Source organism: Neobacillus nitrireducens (genome assembly GCF_030915405.1).
Lineage (GTDB): Bacteria > Bacillota > Bacilli > Bacillales > Cytobacillaceae > Neobacillus.
In genome coordinates, this window is sequence record NZ_CP133262.1 from 4021099 (window position 1) to 4037261 (window position 16163).

Consider the following 16163-nt stretch of genomic DNA (forward strand, 5'->3'; position numbering starts at 1 on the left):
TTTTATAATGAAAAGGGTTTTTTTTGAAAATATTAAAATAAGCAAAGTTATTTAAAGAAAAGAGGATATGATGGGAGAATTATTTCAATTATTAAAACGTGGCAATAAATCGGCCATGCTGGCAGCTATCATTAATACAATTATTTCGATTATTAAAGGTGTAGCTTTTATGTACACAGGCAATGTGGCGATGTTTGCTGAAACAATGCACAGTCTAGGCGATGCGGCTAACCAGTTTTTTGTATTTGTCGGTTCCGCTTTAAGTAAGAAGGCACCGACGGAAAAATATCCAAATGGGTTTGGCCGATTAGTTAACTTGGTGCTTTTGGGTGCGGTGCTGATTGTCGGAATTATGGCTTTTGAAACCATTAAAGAGGGATACCACCATGTGATTCATCCAACCGAGTCTGGTGGTTTTGCAATTAATATTATTGTGTTAGCCGTAGCGACACTTCTAGAAACCTTTGTCTTGTTTAAAGCAATGAAAGAGATTTTACATGATATTGAGATAGAAGCAAGCGGACTTCAAGTGTTTACGAAAAGTATGGCCAATTTGGGGAGAGCAAAACCGGCGACAAAGCTGGTTTTCATGGAGGATCTTGTCGCAACCTTAGGAGGCTTATTAGCGATAATTGCCGTCGTCATTTCTCGCTTTACAGACTTCCATCAAGTCGAGGGGCTCGCCTCAATGCTTATTGGAGCCATGATGTTCTTTGTGGTTGGTAGGGTATTTTTGGACAATGCGGCTGGAGTTCTTGGACAAGCAGATGAAGAAATGGAAAATAAGATTGGTGTCATGGTAATGGAAGATCCTGATGTAAAGGATATTCAAGGGATCACCGTTATTAAGGAAGGGGAGGACTTGCATGTCGAACTAGAAATCGAAGTCGACCCGAAATTAACGGTAGCTGCAGCGGATGATATTAAAGACCGTTTACACGAAAAAATTATGGCCGAAAAAGGTGTCGTCGATGTCACGATTGAGTTTGATGAAGAAGACGAAGTCATGTCGTGGAAGGCACGCACTGAGTCAAACGTAGATTAGAGAATGCCTTTTATAGAAGCAACTTGGAAGCCTTCTCTCTTGATGGATGAATAAAGCGCTTTTTAAGTGGAAATCTATTCTTATAAGCGATTTAGGAGGTAGGGTAGGATGGAACACAAAATACGGTTGACCAGTGCGGAAATCGGTGGATTATGGGCTATCTATATTCAGGAGAATATGTCTGTTTGTTTACTTACCTATTTTCTTCATCACAATCAAGATGAAGAAATTAAAAAAATTCTCCAACAAGCCTATGAGATTTCTGACGGGCATGTCCGGGGGGTCACGACTATTTTAAATGACGAAGGTTTCCCTATCCCTGATGGATTTTCAGAAAAGGATCTTAATTTATCAGCACCGCCATTATTTTATGATATGTTTGGCCTCAGTTTCGTTTATTCAATGAGCCGAATGAGTATGATTAACACAGGCTTTATAACGGTAAATGTGGCAAGAAAAGATGTGATGGATTTTTTTGTTACGATGGTCCAGCAAACTTCGATGTTATATCAGCAATCAACTAACCTTATGCTTTCGAAGGGAATTTATGACCGTCCGCCAATGATACCCTATCCAAAAGAAGTAGAATATATTGAAAAATTGTCTTATTTAAGTGGGTTCGGGAAAAAAAGGCCGATAAACGTAGCTGAAATTACAGAAATCTTTTTTAATACGGAGCGGAATTATTTTTCAGTCCTCCTATGTACGGGGTTACTTCAAGTGGTTACAGACAAGGAGATACATAATTATATTGAGGAAGGCAAGAAAATTTCTGAAAAGCAAATTAGAACCTTCAATGATATTCTAATGAAAGAGGAACTACTTGGGAATATATCAACAAGTATGGAAGTGACGGATTCAATGGTTTCGCCTTTTTCCAATCGACTTGTAGTCACGCTTTTCCATTCACTGAACGCAATTGATATCGCGCTTATCGGCCATGCGTTATCATTATCCATGAGATCAGACCTATCTGCTTATTATCAAAAGTACATTTTAGATATTTTGGTTTATTCGGCTAAGGGGTTTGACCTAATGGTCGAACGTGGTTGGGCCCAGTTGCCACCACATGCACCAAGTCGAAGGGATCTACAGAAATTGTAAGGTTCGCGAATCATTTCGCGAACCTTTTCTGCGCTTTTCCTATTGTCTAGCGCAAGCGGCCCAGCGGCTAGTAGACTTCGCTCTTTTCCCTACGATAAGTCAAGCACGAATGCGCTAACGCTCTCCGTGTTTCCTTTATCTCAGTCAAAGCGCTCCAGTCTATACGCCGCTAAACGGGCCGTTTGCGCTTTTCCTATTCCCAAGGTTTATGTACTGTCAGCACACTTGCCAGTTCTTTGCTGCTTTTTCTGTGGACTTTCCGTTTTTCGGCTCGTTCTTTTCCTGTTTCATACAGCTTTTTTTCCTCTTCGGTTTCCGGGACGATTCCTGGAACCTTTGTTGGCTTTCCGTTGTCATCCAATGCCACGAACGTTAAAAAGGCGGTTGCGGCAATTTTTCTGTCACCGGACATTAGATTCTCGGCAATCACCTTGACGAAGATTTCCATCGAAGACGTTCCTGTTGACGAGACATATGTCTCGATGCATACCGAATCCTTCGGGGTAATCGGGCTAAGAAAGTCGACCGAATCAATCGAAGCGGTGACACATTCTGCTCTGGAATGTCTGACTGCCGAAATTGACGCAATCATATCAATATCACTTATTAACTTTCCACCGAATAAGGTATTATGGTTATTTACATCGTTAGGAAAAATCCTGCTTGTTCTAACGACGCGAGACTCATTACATGTTTTTGTTTCCATCCAATCCCTCCAAGAACCGTTTCTTATAATTTACCCAGTTCACTAACTTTCTTGTCGTTTTTAGTGAAATTGAGTCATTTGTGGTACATTATTTACTATATCAATTGTTTGTCAGGAGGAACACTAAATGGGATTACAAGAACAGATCATGAAGGAGTTAAACATTAATCCGACCATCCAACCACAAGAAGAAATTCGGAAACGGATTGATTTTTTGAAAAATTACATAGTTAAAACAAAGGCAAAGGGCTTTGTTTTGGGGATTAGTGGTGGTCAAGACTCTACTCTAGCAGGCCGCCTCGCTCAACTGGCGGTAGAGGAACTGAGGGGCGAAGGAGTGGATGCCCTATTTATTGCTGTTCGTCTTCCTTACGGAGTCCAGCAGGATGAGGAAGATGCTAAGCGATCATTAGCTTTTATCCGTGCCGACCGAGAGACGGCCTTTAATATCAAAACAGCGGTAGATGATGTTCAAAATGAATATGATGCCAGTTACCAAGGGGCACCATTAAGCGATTATCAAAAAGGAAATGTAAAGGCAAGGATGAGAATGATCGCTCAATATGCGATTGGCGGAATGGAAGGACTTCTTGTGATTGGGACGGATCATGCAGCCGAGGCAGTAACTGGCTTTTATACAAAATATGGCGATGGAGGGGCTGACATTCTTCCGCTTAGCGGCTTAACGAAGCGGCAGGGGAAAGCCTTGTTAAAAGAATTAGGTGCAGATGAACGCTTGTATTTAAAAATTCCAACGGCAGACTTACTTGACCAAAAACCCGGCCAGGCAGACGAAACCGAATTAGGCATTACCTATGATGAACTCGATGACTATCTAGAAGGAAAGCCGGTTTCAAAAGAGGTTACAGAGAAAATTGAACAGCGTTATCTGCTGACAGAACATAAACGCCAACTTCCGGCTACCATGTTTGATGAATGGTGGAAGTAATAAGGAATTTCCAAGAGATTGCCTAGTGCAGTCTCTTTTTGGTTAAAAGAGATTAGAAAGTATAATTTTTTGCTTTGAAAATTGTCCAGCTTCAGGGCGCTTGCGTTTTTCTTAAAGGAAAAAAATTCAAAAAATTCATAAAAAGTCTATATTTATTCAGATTATTAAGAGCAATCAGCTTTTATAATGAAATAAACAAATATTTCTTTATAAAGGGGGGTGGAATGGTTTGAAATCGAATTTAACAGAGGGGAAATTCCTTATTTACTCAACATTTGCAGTGCTTCTCCTGATGGCTATCCATATTTTCCAACCTCAAATATACGACATTTATAATCCTAAGAATTACGTTGGTTTCCATACACTTCTAGAGTCTTTCAGTATTTCCATTTCAGCTGCCATCATGTTATATGGGCTAAAACAATTTGGAGTGACAAGATCCAGTCGGATGCTTCTCATGGTAATTACGTTTTTCTTAGTTGGGACCCTTGATTTGCTCCACACCTTATCCTTCAAAAGTATGCCCTATTTTATTACGGAAAGTTCCATTGCAAAAGCGACCTGGTTTTGGATTTCCGCTAGATTCTTTCAGGCTCTATTCATATTTTTAATCCTGCTGATTCCGGAGCGGAAATTAACAAGGGATTACCGAGCGGCGGCCATTATCTTAGGCTATATCATCATAGGTTCCATCGCATTCATTGTTATTCAATATGAAAATAATCTACCGTTGCTTGTTGTGGAAGGAAAAGGAACTACATATTTAAAAAATGGAATCGAGTATGTGGTAAGTATTATTCAATTCGGTTCATTACTTCTTACTTTATATCAATACCATGTAGAAAAAAGTGAAGAAAAATTAGCGATGGCCCTAGCCATAGTTTTTCTGTTATTAACAGAATTAGTTTTTACTATCTACCAGAGTGTATTTGATTTAGATAATTTCACAGGGCACATTTTTAAAGCACTTGGTTTCTTTTTCATCCTTAAAAGCTTCTATTTTGCACCCGAGAAGGATAAAAGCGCCCAAAACGAACAGGGGACCCACAAGCTATTAAATGAACTTCCCGGTTTTATTTTTATAGCAGTTAAAAAAGGAAATGATTTTATTGTAACAGTTATCGAAGGTGATTTGCTTCATCAACTGGGGTTAAATCAAGAGGTACTGGTGAAAAGGCCGCTAACAGAGATTTTCTTGCCGAAAAGCGGAACCTTGAATGATTATTGTCATCTTGCCTTTCGCCTCCAAGAAAGCCTCCGCTTTGAAATGGACTTCATGGAAAAAACTTTACTTATTTCCATTAAACCAACTCTTGAAGATGGACAATATGAGACTATAATAGGAACTGTTATCGATATGACGGGAGTCCATCATTTTCCCATTCCCAATAAAAATGAAAAACTAGACACGAGAAATGTTCAAAAAGTAGTCATGTAATCCATCTCTAACGGTTACAGGCTTCTTTTTTTGTTTTAACACCCTAATACTTTATCAGAATAAAATTTCTCATTGACATAACTCGAAACGGGTCTTATATTTAATGAGGTAATTTTATATTTATTCAATAAATAAACTAAAAAAGTATTATTTTAAAATCAATAATTCATCAATAGAGCGAGGGATTTCACCATGGGGAATACAAATAAATTAGGATTTTGGGTGTTAACTGCACTAGTTGTCGGAAACATGGTCGGTTCAGGAATTTTCATGCTGCCAAGCTCTTTATCGGAAGCTGCCAGTCCGGCGGGCGTCATTTCAGCCTGGCTTATCACAGGACTCGGTGTGTTAATGACAGCCCTTGTGTTTGGTAACCTTGCAATTCGCAAACCAAACATAACAGGCGGTCCACAAATTTATGCAAAAGAACTGTTTAAACACGGTTCTCATGCCTCTACCCTAACCGGCTTTATGTCATCGTGGGGTTATTGGATCGGTAACCTTGCAGGGAATGTGGCGATGATCACAACTTTTGCGGGATATTTATCTACCTTTTTCCCGATTCTAACAAGCCAGGCAGATTGGTTTACGGTTGGCGGTTTTACTCTTAAGGTCGGAAATGGATTAACCTTTTTAGTCTGTTCCGTACTGCTATGGGGTACTCACTTTATCATCCTGCGTGGGATGGAAAGTGCCGGAAAGCTCAATTTCGCTGCAACTGCTGCAAAAATTGCCGGGTTTATTATCTTTATTATTGTCGGGTTATTTGCGTTTGAAAAAAGCAATATTCTTCCGTTTATGGCGGTTAGAATGGATGAAGCAGGTCATGCAATCGGTATGTTGAGTCAAATTAATGGTGCAGCCGTGAATACCTTATGGGCATTTATTGGTGTAGAATCTGCCGTTGTGTTTGCATCCCGTGCCAGAAAACAAACAGATGTAAAACGAGCGACCATACTGGGCTTATTTATTGCACTTGGGATTTATGTTGGAATCAGCACACTGGTCATGGGGATGTTAGACCAAAACACCCTTATGCACTCAGATAAACCGCTAATTGATGCAATTTCATCTGTATTAGGTCCAATTGCAGGAAAAGTTTTAGCAGGAATTGGTTTAATTAGTTTATTTGGTTCCACCATTGGCTGGTTAATGCTAAGTGCAGAAGTTCCCTATCAAGCAGCGAAACAGGGCTTATTCCTGCCTTCTTTCAAAAAAGAAAACAAAAAGGGCCTGCCATTGTTTTCGATGATCGTTTCAAATGGTTTAGGACAACTGTTTATTTTTTCAACCGTTTCAAAATCCATTTCTGATGCCTTTGGATTCGTTATTGTCATCGCAACATTATCATATTTAGTGCCGTATTTTATCTCTTCAGTCTATCAGCTGAAATTAGTTGCTACAGGGGATACGTATAAAGGGGATCGTTCCAGGGTTACTGATGGGATAATTGCCGGACTGTCCACTATTTATTCGGTTTGGGTGATTATTGCAGGAACGGCCGATATTAAAACGTTCACCTACGGAATGATGTTGATTGCGAGCGGAATCCTCTTTTATGGACCGCTTTGGAGAAGAAAAAGGGCAGACAAATTGGCAGAAAAGAAAGCTTTACCAGCATAATAATTTTTTTACCTATCAGAATTTCTCTGATAGGTTTTTATTTTAATAAATGGGTAAAATAAAATTGATTTCGATCACAACAATCCCATTGCAGATGTTGAACTGTTTAAACAAATTAAATCTGATAAGAACAATTAGAACTAGGAGGTTCCACCAGTGAAAAAACGAACAATTATTTTTGCACTATTATTAAGCTTAATGGTTGTGCTTGCAGCATGCGGCAAGGATAATACCGATAAAGATAAGAAGGAAACGGACAACAAAACTGCTGAAAAGGCGGATGATTTATTGAAATCGATAAAAGATAAAGGAACGCTGTTAATTGGCACAGAAGGTACCTATCCTCCCTTTACTTTTCATGATACAAGTGGTAATTTAACTGGATTTGATGTGGATCTTGCGACTGAGGTTGCTAAGCGAATCGGGGTTAAACCTGATTTTAAAGAAACCCAGTGGGATGCAATGTTTGCCGGATTAGATGCGAAGCGTTTTGATATGATTGCTAACGAAGTTGGGATTCGTCCAGATCGTCAGAAAAAATATGATTTCTCAGACCCATATATTACTTCAGCAGGTGTCCTGATTGCCCATAAAGATAATGATAAAGTGAAAGCATTTGAAGATATTAAAGGATTAAATGCAGCTCAATCCATGACAAGTAATTACGCAGATATGGCAAAGAAATATGGAGCTAAGATTGTAGGAGTGGATGGTTTCCAGCAAGCAGTTGAGCTTCTTGCTCAAAAACGTGTCGATGTAACGATTAACGATCGGCTTTCATTTTTAGATTATAAAAAACAAAAGCCAGATGCGCCAATCAAAGTTGTCGCAACCGCAAATGATGCTTCTTCAAGCGGCTTTATGTTTAGAAAGAAAAGCGACACGCTTGTGGACGAAGTAAATAAAGCGCTAAAAGAAATCGTCGATGACGGCACCTACAAAAAAATCTCCGAGAAATGGTTTGGTGAAGATGTACTTAAGTAGTATTTTTGCTGATCCTGAAAGAATGGACAGGTTAATTGAGATTGCAAAGACTTCCCTCCGGCCGCTGCTGGAGGGTGCTGTTATGAATACCATTCCATTAACAATTATTTCGTTTATCATTGGAATTATTCTGGCGGTGTTAACAGCCCTTGCCCGAATTTCTCAAGTGAAATTCTTTCAGGGGATTGCCAGATTTTATGTTTCGGCGATTCGCGGAACGCCATTGCTTGTTCAGTTATTCATTATTTTCTATGGACTTCCTAATATCGGAGTTACCTTGGATCCATTTATTTCCGCAGTGATTGGTTTTTCGCTGAGTGTCGGAGCCTATGCTTCAGAAATTATTCGAGCTGCGATTATCTCCATTCCTAAGGGGCAGTGGGAAGCTGCTTATTCGATTGGAATGACCTATACCCAGGCGTTAAAAAGAATCATTCTTCCGCAAGCTGCAAGAGTATCCATACCGCCATTATCGAATTCATTTATCAGTCTTGTAAAAGACACTTCTCTTGCGTCAGTTGTCCTTGTAACTGAGATGTTTCGCCGAGCCCAAGAAATTGCTTCCACCACCTATGAGTTTTTATTGGTATACGTAGAGGCAGCACTTCTTTATTGGGTCATTTGCTTTTTCCTATCGATTTTGCAAGGATATTTGGAAAAAAGAATGGATCGGTACACGTCTTAATGAGGGAGTTTTACGATGATTTCAATTAAGGGATTATATAAGCAATTTGGTCAATTAGAGGTGTTAAAAGGGATTGACCTTGTCATTGAAAAAGGAAAAGTGGTCGTTGTCATCGGTCCGTCGGGTTCCGGTAAGACCACGATGCTCCGCTGTTTGAACGTATTGGAACCCCCGACAAAAGGTGTAATTTCCATTGAAGGTCAAAGTTTGGATTTTTCTATAAATGTACCGAGAAAACAAATTGCCTCGTTCCGGCGTTTAACTGGAATGGTTTTTCAAAGCTATAATCTCTTTCCTCACAAAACTGCTCTTCAAAACGTCATGGAAGGACCAATTATTGTTAAAGGTGAGAGTAAAGATTCGGCAAGGAAAAAGGCGCAGGCATTGCTTGAAAAAGTGGGCCTTGGTGATAAAATGGATTACTTTCCCGCCCAGCTTTCCGGCGGTCAGCAGCAACGTGTCGGCATTGCACGGGCACTGGCCATGGAGCCTGAAGTGATGCTCTTTGATGAGCCGACATCCGCACTGGACCCGGAGCTGGTTGGGGAAGTATTAAAAGTAATGAAGGACCTTGCCAGTGAAGGCATGACGATGATTGTTGTGACCCATGAAATGCGCTTTGCCCGCGAAGCAGCCGATGAAGTGATATTCATGGATCAAGGTGTGATTGTCGAAATGAACAAGCCGGATGAGATTTTTACCCATCCAAAAGAAGAACGAACAAGGAAGTTCTTGAATATGATTCAATAGGGTGTTGTAGCCATGTGCTATGGCACTTTTTAATTTTTATGAGGAAAATTCATAATTTCTCCTTATTAGCACAGCAGGATTTCGACAAGTTTTATCGAAATATTGTATAAATAAGGTAAAAATTTAGAAAAAAGTGAAACTTTTCCATAATTTAATCGTAAATAAGTTATATACATAGGAAAGGACAGATGCTTATGGATGAGGAGTGGTGGTTAACTACCTAAATGAAACTGTAGTTTTTAAAATGAATAAGAAGGATTGATGTGTATGGAACCTTTCAGCATTCCTTTAGAAACGATTTATTTATATGGGTTAATCATTTCTGGAATATTAACCTTTATTTATGTCTGTTTTGCCGATGTCTTTCATTTTCACGGGCCTGGAGACGGACTCGATTTTCTTAACCCTGTCCTAATCTTTGCGTTCGTGACAATTCTGTCTGCAAGTGGATATTTATTTGAGCGGCTTTCATCCATTCATTATTTACTCATCCTGGGTATTTCGGCTGTTGCAGCTTTGGTCGTTGTGACGTTATTAAATGTCTTTGTTCTCGTGCCATTGTCTGGTGCGGAGGAATCACTGGTTTATAAAGAATCGGATTTACAGGGCAGGGTTGGAACAGTAATTACCTCGATTCCGGCTGATGGCTTTGGCGAGGTCATGATTGATAGTATAAGCGGAAGAATTGCGAAACCGGCATTAAGCTTTGATGGGGACTCGATTCCCAATGGTACGAGTGTCCTAGTGGTCCAAGTGAAAAATGGGGTTCTAGAAGTAACGGTTCATCATCAATTAGAGAGTTTTTTATAGGAGGTTTTTAGGAGATGGATTTTAATATTATTTGGGTGATTATCGGAGTTGTTGTTCTTATTTTGGTTGCATTAATTGGCGTTTTTATTACAAAATACAGAACAGCCGGGCCGGATGAGGCGTTGATTGTGACAGGAAGCTTTCTGGGCAACGGAAATGTCCACGTTGACGAATCCGGAAACAAAATAAAAATTATCCGCGGCGGCGGTACGTTTATTTTACCAGTCTTCCAACAAGCAAAACCACTAAGCTTGCTATCTAGTAAACTGGAAGTAACGACACCAGAGGTCTATACCGAGCAAGGTGTGCCCGTCATGGCCGATGGGGTAGCGATTATTAAAATCGGCGGCTCCATCAGTGAAATTGCGACTGCTGCTGAGCAGTATCTTGGAAAGCCGAAAGAAGACCGCGAAAGTGAGGCCCGGGAAGTCCTAGAAGGCCACTTGCGTTCGATTCTTGGCTCGATGACCGTTGAAGAAATCTATAAAAACCGCGATAAATTTTCACAAGAGGTTCAAAGGGTTGCCTCGCAGGACTTGGCTAAAATGGGCTTAGTGATCGTTTCATTTACAATTAAGGATGTTCGTGATAAAAATGGATATCTTGAATCCCTTGGTAAACCGCGGATCGCGCAAGTAAAACGGGATGCTGATATTGCCACAGCTGAAGCAGATAAAGAAACCCGAATTAAAAAAGCAGAAGCTTCTAAGGAAGCCAAGCGGAATGAATTAGAACGGGCAACAGAAATTGCCGAAGCGGAAAAAATCAATCTATTGAAAATAGCCGAATACCGCCGCGAACAAGATGTTGCCAAAGCACGTGCCGACCAAGCCTACGATCTTGAAAGCGCACGTTCAAAGCAAGAAGTAATGGAACAGGAAATGCAAATCAAAATTATTGAAAGACAGAAACAAATTGAATTGGAAGAAAAAGAAATTCAACGCCGCGAGCGCCAATACGATTCGGAAGTAAAGAAAAAAGCGGATGCCGACCGTTATTCTGTCGAGCAATCTGCGGCCGCCAATAAGGCCAAGGAAATGGCAGAAGCCGAAGCGAATAAATATCGAATTGAAGCGATGGCGAAAGCGGAAGCTGAGCGGATTCGTTTGGATGGTCTAGCGAAAGCAGAAGCACAAAAGGCCCAGGGTTCGACAGAAGCAGAAATTATTCGCCTCAAAGGGTTAGCAGAAGCTGAAGCGAAAGAAAAAATCGCCGAAGCGTTTGAGCAATTCGGTCAAGCGGCCATCCTCGACATGGTCATCAAAATGCTGCCTGAATACGCGAAGCAAGTCGCAGCCCCATTATCCAATATTGATAAAATTACCGTTGTCGATACGGGCGGTTCTAGTGAGAATGGCGGTGCCAATAAAATCACCAGTTATGCAACCAATTTAATGGCTAGCCTCCAAGAATCATTAAAGGCCTCAAGTGGAATAGATGTCAAAGAATTAATAGAAAACTACTCCGGTAAGTCGAATGTCAGAAAGAGCATTGAGGAATTGACAGACGAAGTGAAGAAAAAAGTAGAATAAATGAGAGAAATCCTTATCGGCAATCGATAAGGATTTTTTCAATCCTCACTTTTTTTACTAAAATGGTAGTTTTCAAGTAGGTAAAAAGCCTTAAGTTTAGGGTTGCGAAGTAATTTTCTTTCGCAATAAATTGACAAAAAAAGCAGTTTCTACGTAACTTAATTCTTTTGGAATAGATGTAGGTTAGGTCTAAATATATAAGTTTTTGATGAAATAAGTAAAAGGTCGGTAGATTATCTGAAAAAAATGTCTAATTATTAGTATATTTAAACTATTTACAATATTTAGAAGGATTAGTAGAATTAAAATCAGACTCTTCAGAAAATATTCGACACCATATTAATAATTAGGGGGCTACATAGTTGAAGAAGAAAAGCGGCTTAAAGGTTTTCTCAAGTGTCGCAGCTACTACTCTACTAGCAACGACATTATTTGCAGGCACATTTGCTGGGCCGAAAGTATCACCGGTATTGGCCAAACAAGTATCTGCGGCAGAATCTGCTCCATTTGACCTGAATATTATTGATCAGGACAGGCTGGCAAAAGCATTACAGGAAAGAGGTCTAATTTCTAAGAATGCTAGTCAGTCAGAAGTAACAAAAGCAGTAAAAGCTTATATCCAAAAGAAGCAAGGTGAAAAGCCTGGCAAAACTGACAAAGCTCTGACTAAGGAACAAAAGGCTTTTGACAAAAAAGCAAAAGACTTCGTTACAAAGCAAAAGGACAAGCTTACACAACAAATTCAAAAAGGACACGAAAACTTTAAAAAAGGCAAGCCAACGGGCGCCGTAAAAGTGGATTCTGCTAAACAAGCAAACTATAACGGAGCTGTTCGTGAGGATAAAGTGCTTGTATTACTAGTAGAGTATTCAGATTTTAAACACAATAATATTGATCAAGAACCGGGTTATATGTTTGCAAACAACTTTAACAAAGAGCATTATGAAAAGATGCTATTTGGTGATGAAGATTTCACCCTTTTCAATGGAGATAAAGTAAAGACCTTCAAACAATATTATGAAGAGCAGTCTGGTGGCAGCTATACTGTAGATGGTACAGTTACTGATTGGTTGACAGTACCAGGTACAGCAAAAGAGTATGGGGATGATAATCCAGAAGGTGGTCATGACAACCTAGCACCAAAGGGTCCTCGTAATCTTGTAGCTGATTCCTTAAAAGCTGCAGTTGCATCGGGACTTGATTTGTCTAATTTCGATGAATTTGACCAATATGATATGGACGGAGACGGCAATCAGAACGAGCCTGACGGATTGGTTGATCACTTGATGGTTCTTCATGCAGGTGTGGGTCAGGAAGCTGGTGGCGGAAAGCTTGGGGATGATGCGATCTGGTCTCACCGCTGGGATTTAGGTGGAGTATACGCGATTCCTAATACTACTGCAAAGGTAGATTATTGGGGCGGCAAGATGGGGGCATTTGACTACACAATCGAACCAGAAGATGGTGCAGTCGGTGTTTTTGCGCACGAATTTGGCCACGACTTAGGTGCTCCAGATGAGTATGATACACAATATTCAGGTCATGGTGATACGGTTGAACAATGGTCGATCATGAGTGGAGGCAGCTGGAGTGGACATATTGCTGGTACCCAGCCGCCAAGCTTCTCACCACAAGTAAAAGAATTTTACCAGAAAACAATCGGCGGTAACTGGGCAAATATTACCGAAGTAAGCTATGAAGATATCGATAAAAATGGCCTTGCAGCTGTTGTTGACCAAAGTGTTACAAAATCTAAGAACCCTGGTATCGTTAAGGTAAACCTTCCTGAAAAGAAAGTCCCTGGTATTGCTCCAGCATTTGGTGCAAAGTACTATTACAGTACGAAAGGTGATAGCCTTGATACGGTACTAGAAACACCAGTGTTTGACTTAACAGGTGCTACCTCAGCTAAGTTCGATTACAAACAATGGTATGAAGTTGAAACTGACTATGACTACCTATATGTAGATGCATATGTTGAAGGGGTTGAAAAACCAGTATCACTTGACGTTATTGGTGATGAGAACACTGCAGGTGGTTTGGAAACATCACAAGGCAAGTGGTTAGATAAGTCCCTTGACTTAAGCCAATTTGCAGGCAAAAAAGTGAAACTTGTTTTTGAATATGTAACTGATGGCGGACTAGCTCCAAATGGTTTCGCTATGGATAACCTGCAATTAACAGTAGATGGCAACGTGACATTCTCTGATGATGCAGAAGGAACGGCGAAAGTTACATTAAACGGTTTCGAAGTATCTGACGGCTGGATTAAAAAACCACATTACTATTACCTAGAGTGGAGAAACTATGCTGGCTCTGATACAGCCTTGCAATTCTCTCGCGGTGTTAAGTATAATACTGGTTTAGTAGTTTGGTATGCTGATGATACGTTTACAGATAACTGGACAGGAATTCACCCAGGTGAAGGCTTCCTAAGCGTAGTCGATGCGCATCCTGAAGCGATCATTGGTACATTAAAAGGCCAGCCATCTATCAATCAAAGTGTAAGATATCAGGTTGCTGATGCAGCGTTCTCATTAGATAAGGCACCTGCATGGTATATTGATTCACCGTCTCGTGGAATCTATGATTATAAAGGCCTACCAGGCGTAACTGAATTTGATTCTACAAAGACATACATTAACACAGTAATCCCTGATGCCGGGGTTAAAGTTCCAGCTCAGTACCCACTTAAGTTCCAAGTTATCGGAGAAGCGAAAGACAACTCCGCTGGTGCCGTTTGGATCCATAAGTAAAATATGATTTATAAATAAAAAGGGAAAGACACTGTGTAAGTCTGGTGTCTTTCCCTTTTTTGCGGATTACAAAATGATCTCAAATTCTGTCCCATGATTCGGGCTGCTTTTTACCGTAATTGTCCCTCCGTGGGCCTCAACCAATTGTTTCACAATTGCCAGCCCCAGCCCTGTTCCACCGAGCGCCCGAGTTCTGGATTTATCAACACGGTAAAATCGTTCAAATACTCGTGGTAAATCCTCTTCCGGAATGCCCTTTCCTTCATCTTTTAACGAAATGCGAATCCTTTCGTTTACCAAAGCTACATCGATGAAAATTCGTGTGTTTTGTTCTGAATATTTCCGGGCATTATCAATTAAATTTAGAATTACTTGTTCAAAACGGACCGGGTCAATTTGAGCGTATAGATTATCCGGACACTCAAGATGGAGTGACATACGATTCTCCTGAAGAGCGGGTGAAACTTTTTCAATCATCATTTCAAAATAAGGTAATAAATGAATCTCCTCTTTTTCAATTGAGAAAGTATTTTCATCCATTTTTGCGAGATTAAATAATTCCTTCACAAGTGTCGCCAGCTTACCGGTTTCTTCAACAATAATTCCTAAATATTTATCCCTGTCCTCACTGTTTGTTTCCTGACGGCGGGCAATGTCAGCATAGCCCTTAATATAAGTCAGCGGCGTGCGGAGTTCATGAGAGATGCTTGCTAGAAACTCATCCCGATCATTTTTCAAAATTTCCAAATCGCTTGCTAACACCTTAATGGATTCTCCGAGCTCACCGATTTCGTCTGTGCCAAGCTTTGGCAAGGATACAGTGAAATCCCCCTTGCTGATTCGTTTCGTTGCTTCACTCATTTGAATAAGCGGGTGCGTGACAAACCTTGTCAAAAAGACAATAATAATAATCATAAACAGAACAGAAAGTAGACCGGCAATCAGGAAATGCTGGTTAAGTCCTGAAATCAACTCTTTAATTTTTTGTGTAGTTTGGAACATATAGACATAACCTGTAATTTTCTTATCAACAGTTACTGGACTGACGGAGGCGATATAGGGAGCATTTTTCCAGTCATCTTCTAAGATTAATCCCTCATGTGGAATATTTTTTGGGACTGCTTTTATGATTTTTTTCATTTCATCTGTCACCTTATTGGATGACATAAAAATCGTTCCATCTGGCTTGGTTAAGATGACTTGCATATCCGTACTTGCTTCCATCATCGCGATGTGTCTGATCGTATCATTATGGAAAGAAGCTTCAAGGATCTCGCTGTGATTATTCCCACGTGTCTGAAGCGAAAATAGCTCTTCATGAACTCTGGAATGAATGATATTATTATGCAAGAAAAACATCGAAATACATTCTAAGATAAATATTGCCATAAAAAATAGTCCAGCTATTTTAACAGATATTTTATTCATATCAATATACACCTCACTCCTTTAAGCATACATTATAGTTTGCCGCAGGAGTGCCTCATTTTGTATCAATTTTTTTAAAAAAGTGGGTGCCTGACACCTTTTCTTCCCAAAAAAATAGGCGCCCCATCGACCGGGACGCCTGAACTATATAAAAAAGAGAGGTTAAATTTGGGATGAGTAAGATGGTTGGGTACCAAATACTGCATCAATGAGGTAATAATAAAAACTTGGGAGTCCTTTTAGTTATTACCTCATTCCTAACTACACTCACATCTTACCGAGAAAGATTGAAGATGTTATGAAGAACTTGTGGTGAATTTGTGAAGTTACAAACATCACAGACTTGAAATGAT

Annotated in this window: 13 protein-coding genes; 11 read left to right on the plus strand and 2 right to left on the minus strand. The window is 40.1% G+C overall.

Annotated elements, in window-relative coordinates; all coding sequences use genetic code 11:
• Window positions 1-70: 70 nt before the first annotated feature.
• Together RCG22_RS19400 and RCG22_RS19405 are read left to right on the plus strand one after the other, a co-directional pair.
• The gene (locus RCG22_RS19400; RefSeq protein ID WP_308104299.1) at window positions 71-1045 is read left to right on the plus strand and encodes a cation diffusion facilitator family transporter; all 975 of its coding nucleotides are present in this window, start codon (window positions 71-73) and stop codon (window positions 1043-1045) included.
• 108 nt (window positions 1046-1153) lie between these two features.
• Complete coding sequence (locus RCG22_RS19405; RefSeq protein WP_308104301.1) at window positions 1154-2149, plus strand: DUF3231 family protein; 996 nt, start codon at window positions 1154-1156, stop codon at window positions 2147-2149.
• 193 nt (window positions 2150-2342) lie between these two features.
• Here the strand turns inward: RCG22_RS19405 and RCG22_RS19410 are convergent, their stop codons facing one another.
• On the minus strand, window positions 2343-2855 hold the full coding sequence (locus RCG22_RS19410) for an acyl-CoA thioesterase (RefSeq protein ID WP_308104302.1): 513 nt from the start codon (window positions 2853-2855) through the stop codon (window positions 2343-2345).
• Between the two features lie 127 nt (window positions 2856-2982).
• Here RCG22_RS19410 and nadE point away from each other — a divergent pair, with 127 nt between their 5' ends.
• The 9 genes from nadE (at window position 2983) to RCG22_RS19455 (ending at window position 14382) form a co-directional block, all read left to right on the plus strand.
• On the plus strand, window positions 2983-3804 hold the full coding sequence (gene nadE, locus RCG22_RS19415; RefSeq protein ID WP_308104303.1) for an NAD(+) synthase: 822 nt from the start codon (window positions 2983-2985) through the stop codon (window positions 3802-3804).
• Between the two features lie 229 nt (window positions 3805-4033).
• Window positions 4034-5242, plus strand: coding sequence for a membrane-associated sensor domain-containing protein (locus RCG22_RS19420; protein WP_308104304.1), 1209 nt, complete (start codon window positions 4034-4036; stop codon window positions 5240-5242).
• Window positions 5243-5434: 192 nt separating this feature from the next.
• Window positions 5435-6865 (plus strand): amino acid permease, encoded by a 1431-nt coding sequence (locus RCG22_RS19425; protein WP_308104305.1) that lies wholly within the window; start codon window positions 5435-5437, stop codon window positions 6863-6865.
• 198 nt (window positions 6866-7063) lie between these two features.
• Window positions 7064-7849, plus strand: coding sequence for an amino acid ABC transporter substrate-binding protein (locus RCG22_RS19430; RefSeq protein WP_374049482.1), 786 nt, complete (start codon window positions 7064-7066; stop codon window positions 7847-7849).
• Window positions 7836-8534, plus strand: a complete 699-nt coding sequence (locus RCG22_RS19435; protein WP_098259992.1) for an amino acid ABC transporter permease — start codon at window positions 7836-7838, stop codon at window positions 8532-8534. The genes RCG22_RS19430 and RCG22_RS19435 overlap by 14 nt, the downstream gene beginning before the upstream one ends.
• A 15-nt stretch (window positions 8535-8549) precedes the next feature.
• On the plus strand, window positions 8550-9284 hold the full coding sequence (locus tag RCG22_RS19440; protein WP_308104307.1) for an amino acid ABC transporter ATP-binding protein: 735 nt from the start codon (window positions 8550-8552) through the stop codon (window positions 9282-9284).
• Between the two features lie 267 nt (window positions 9285-9551).
• Window positions 9552-10094 carry an NfeD family protein gene (locus RCG22_RS19445; RefSeq protein WP_308104308.1) on the plus strand — a complete coding sequence of 181 codons (543 nt, stop codon included), beginning with the start codon at window positions 9552-9554 and terminating at the stop codon, window positions 10092-10094.
• Window positions 10095-10108: 14 nt separating this feature from the next.
• Entirely contained in the window at window positions 10109-11626 is a 1518-nt protein-coding gene (floT, locus tag RCG22_RS19450) for a flotillin lipid rafts scaffold protein FloT (RefSeq protein WP_308104309.1), read from the plus strand.
• 362 nt (window positions 11627-11988) lie between these two features.
• Window positions 11989-14382 carry an immune inhibitor A domain-containing protein gene (locus tag RCG22_RS19455; protein WP_308104310.1) on the plus strand — a complete coding sequence of 798 codons (2394 nt, stop codon included), beginning with the start codon at window positions 11989-11991 and terminating at the stop codon, window positions 14380-14382.
• 66 nt (window positions 14383-14448) lie between these two features.
• On the opposite strand, the gene RCG22_RS19460 is transcribed toward RCG22_RS19455, so the two are convergent.
• Window positions 14449-15810, minus strand: a complete 1362-nt coding sequence (locus RCG22_RS19460) for a sensor histidine kinase (protein WP_308104311.1) — start codon at window positions 15808-15810, stop codon at window positions 14449-14451.
• Between the last annotated feature and the right edge of the window lie 353 nt (window positions 15811-16163).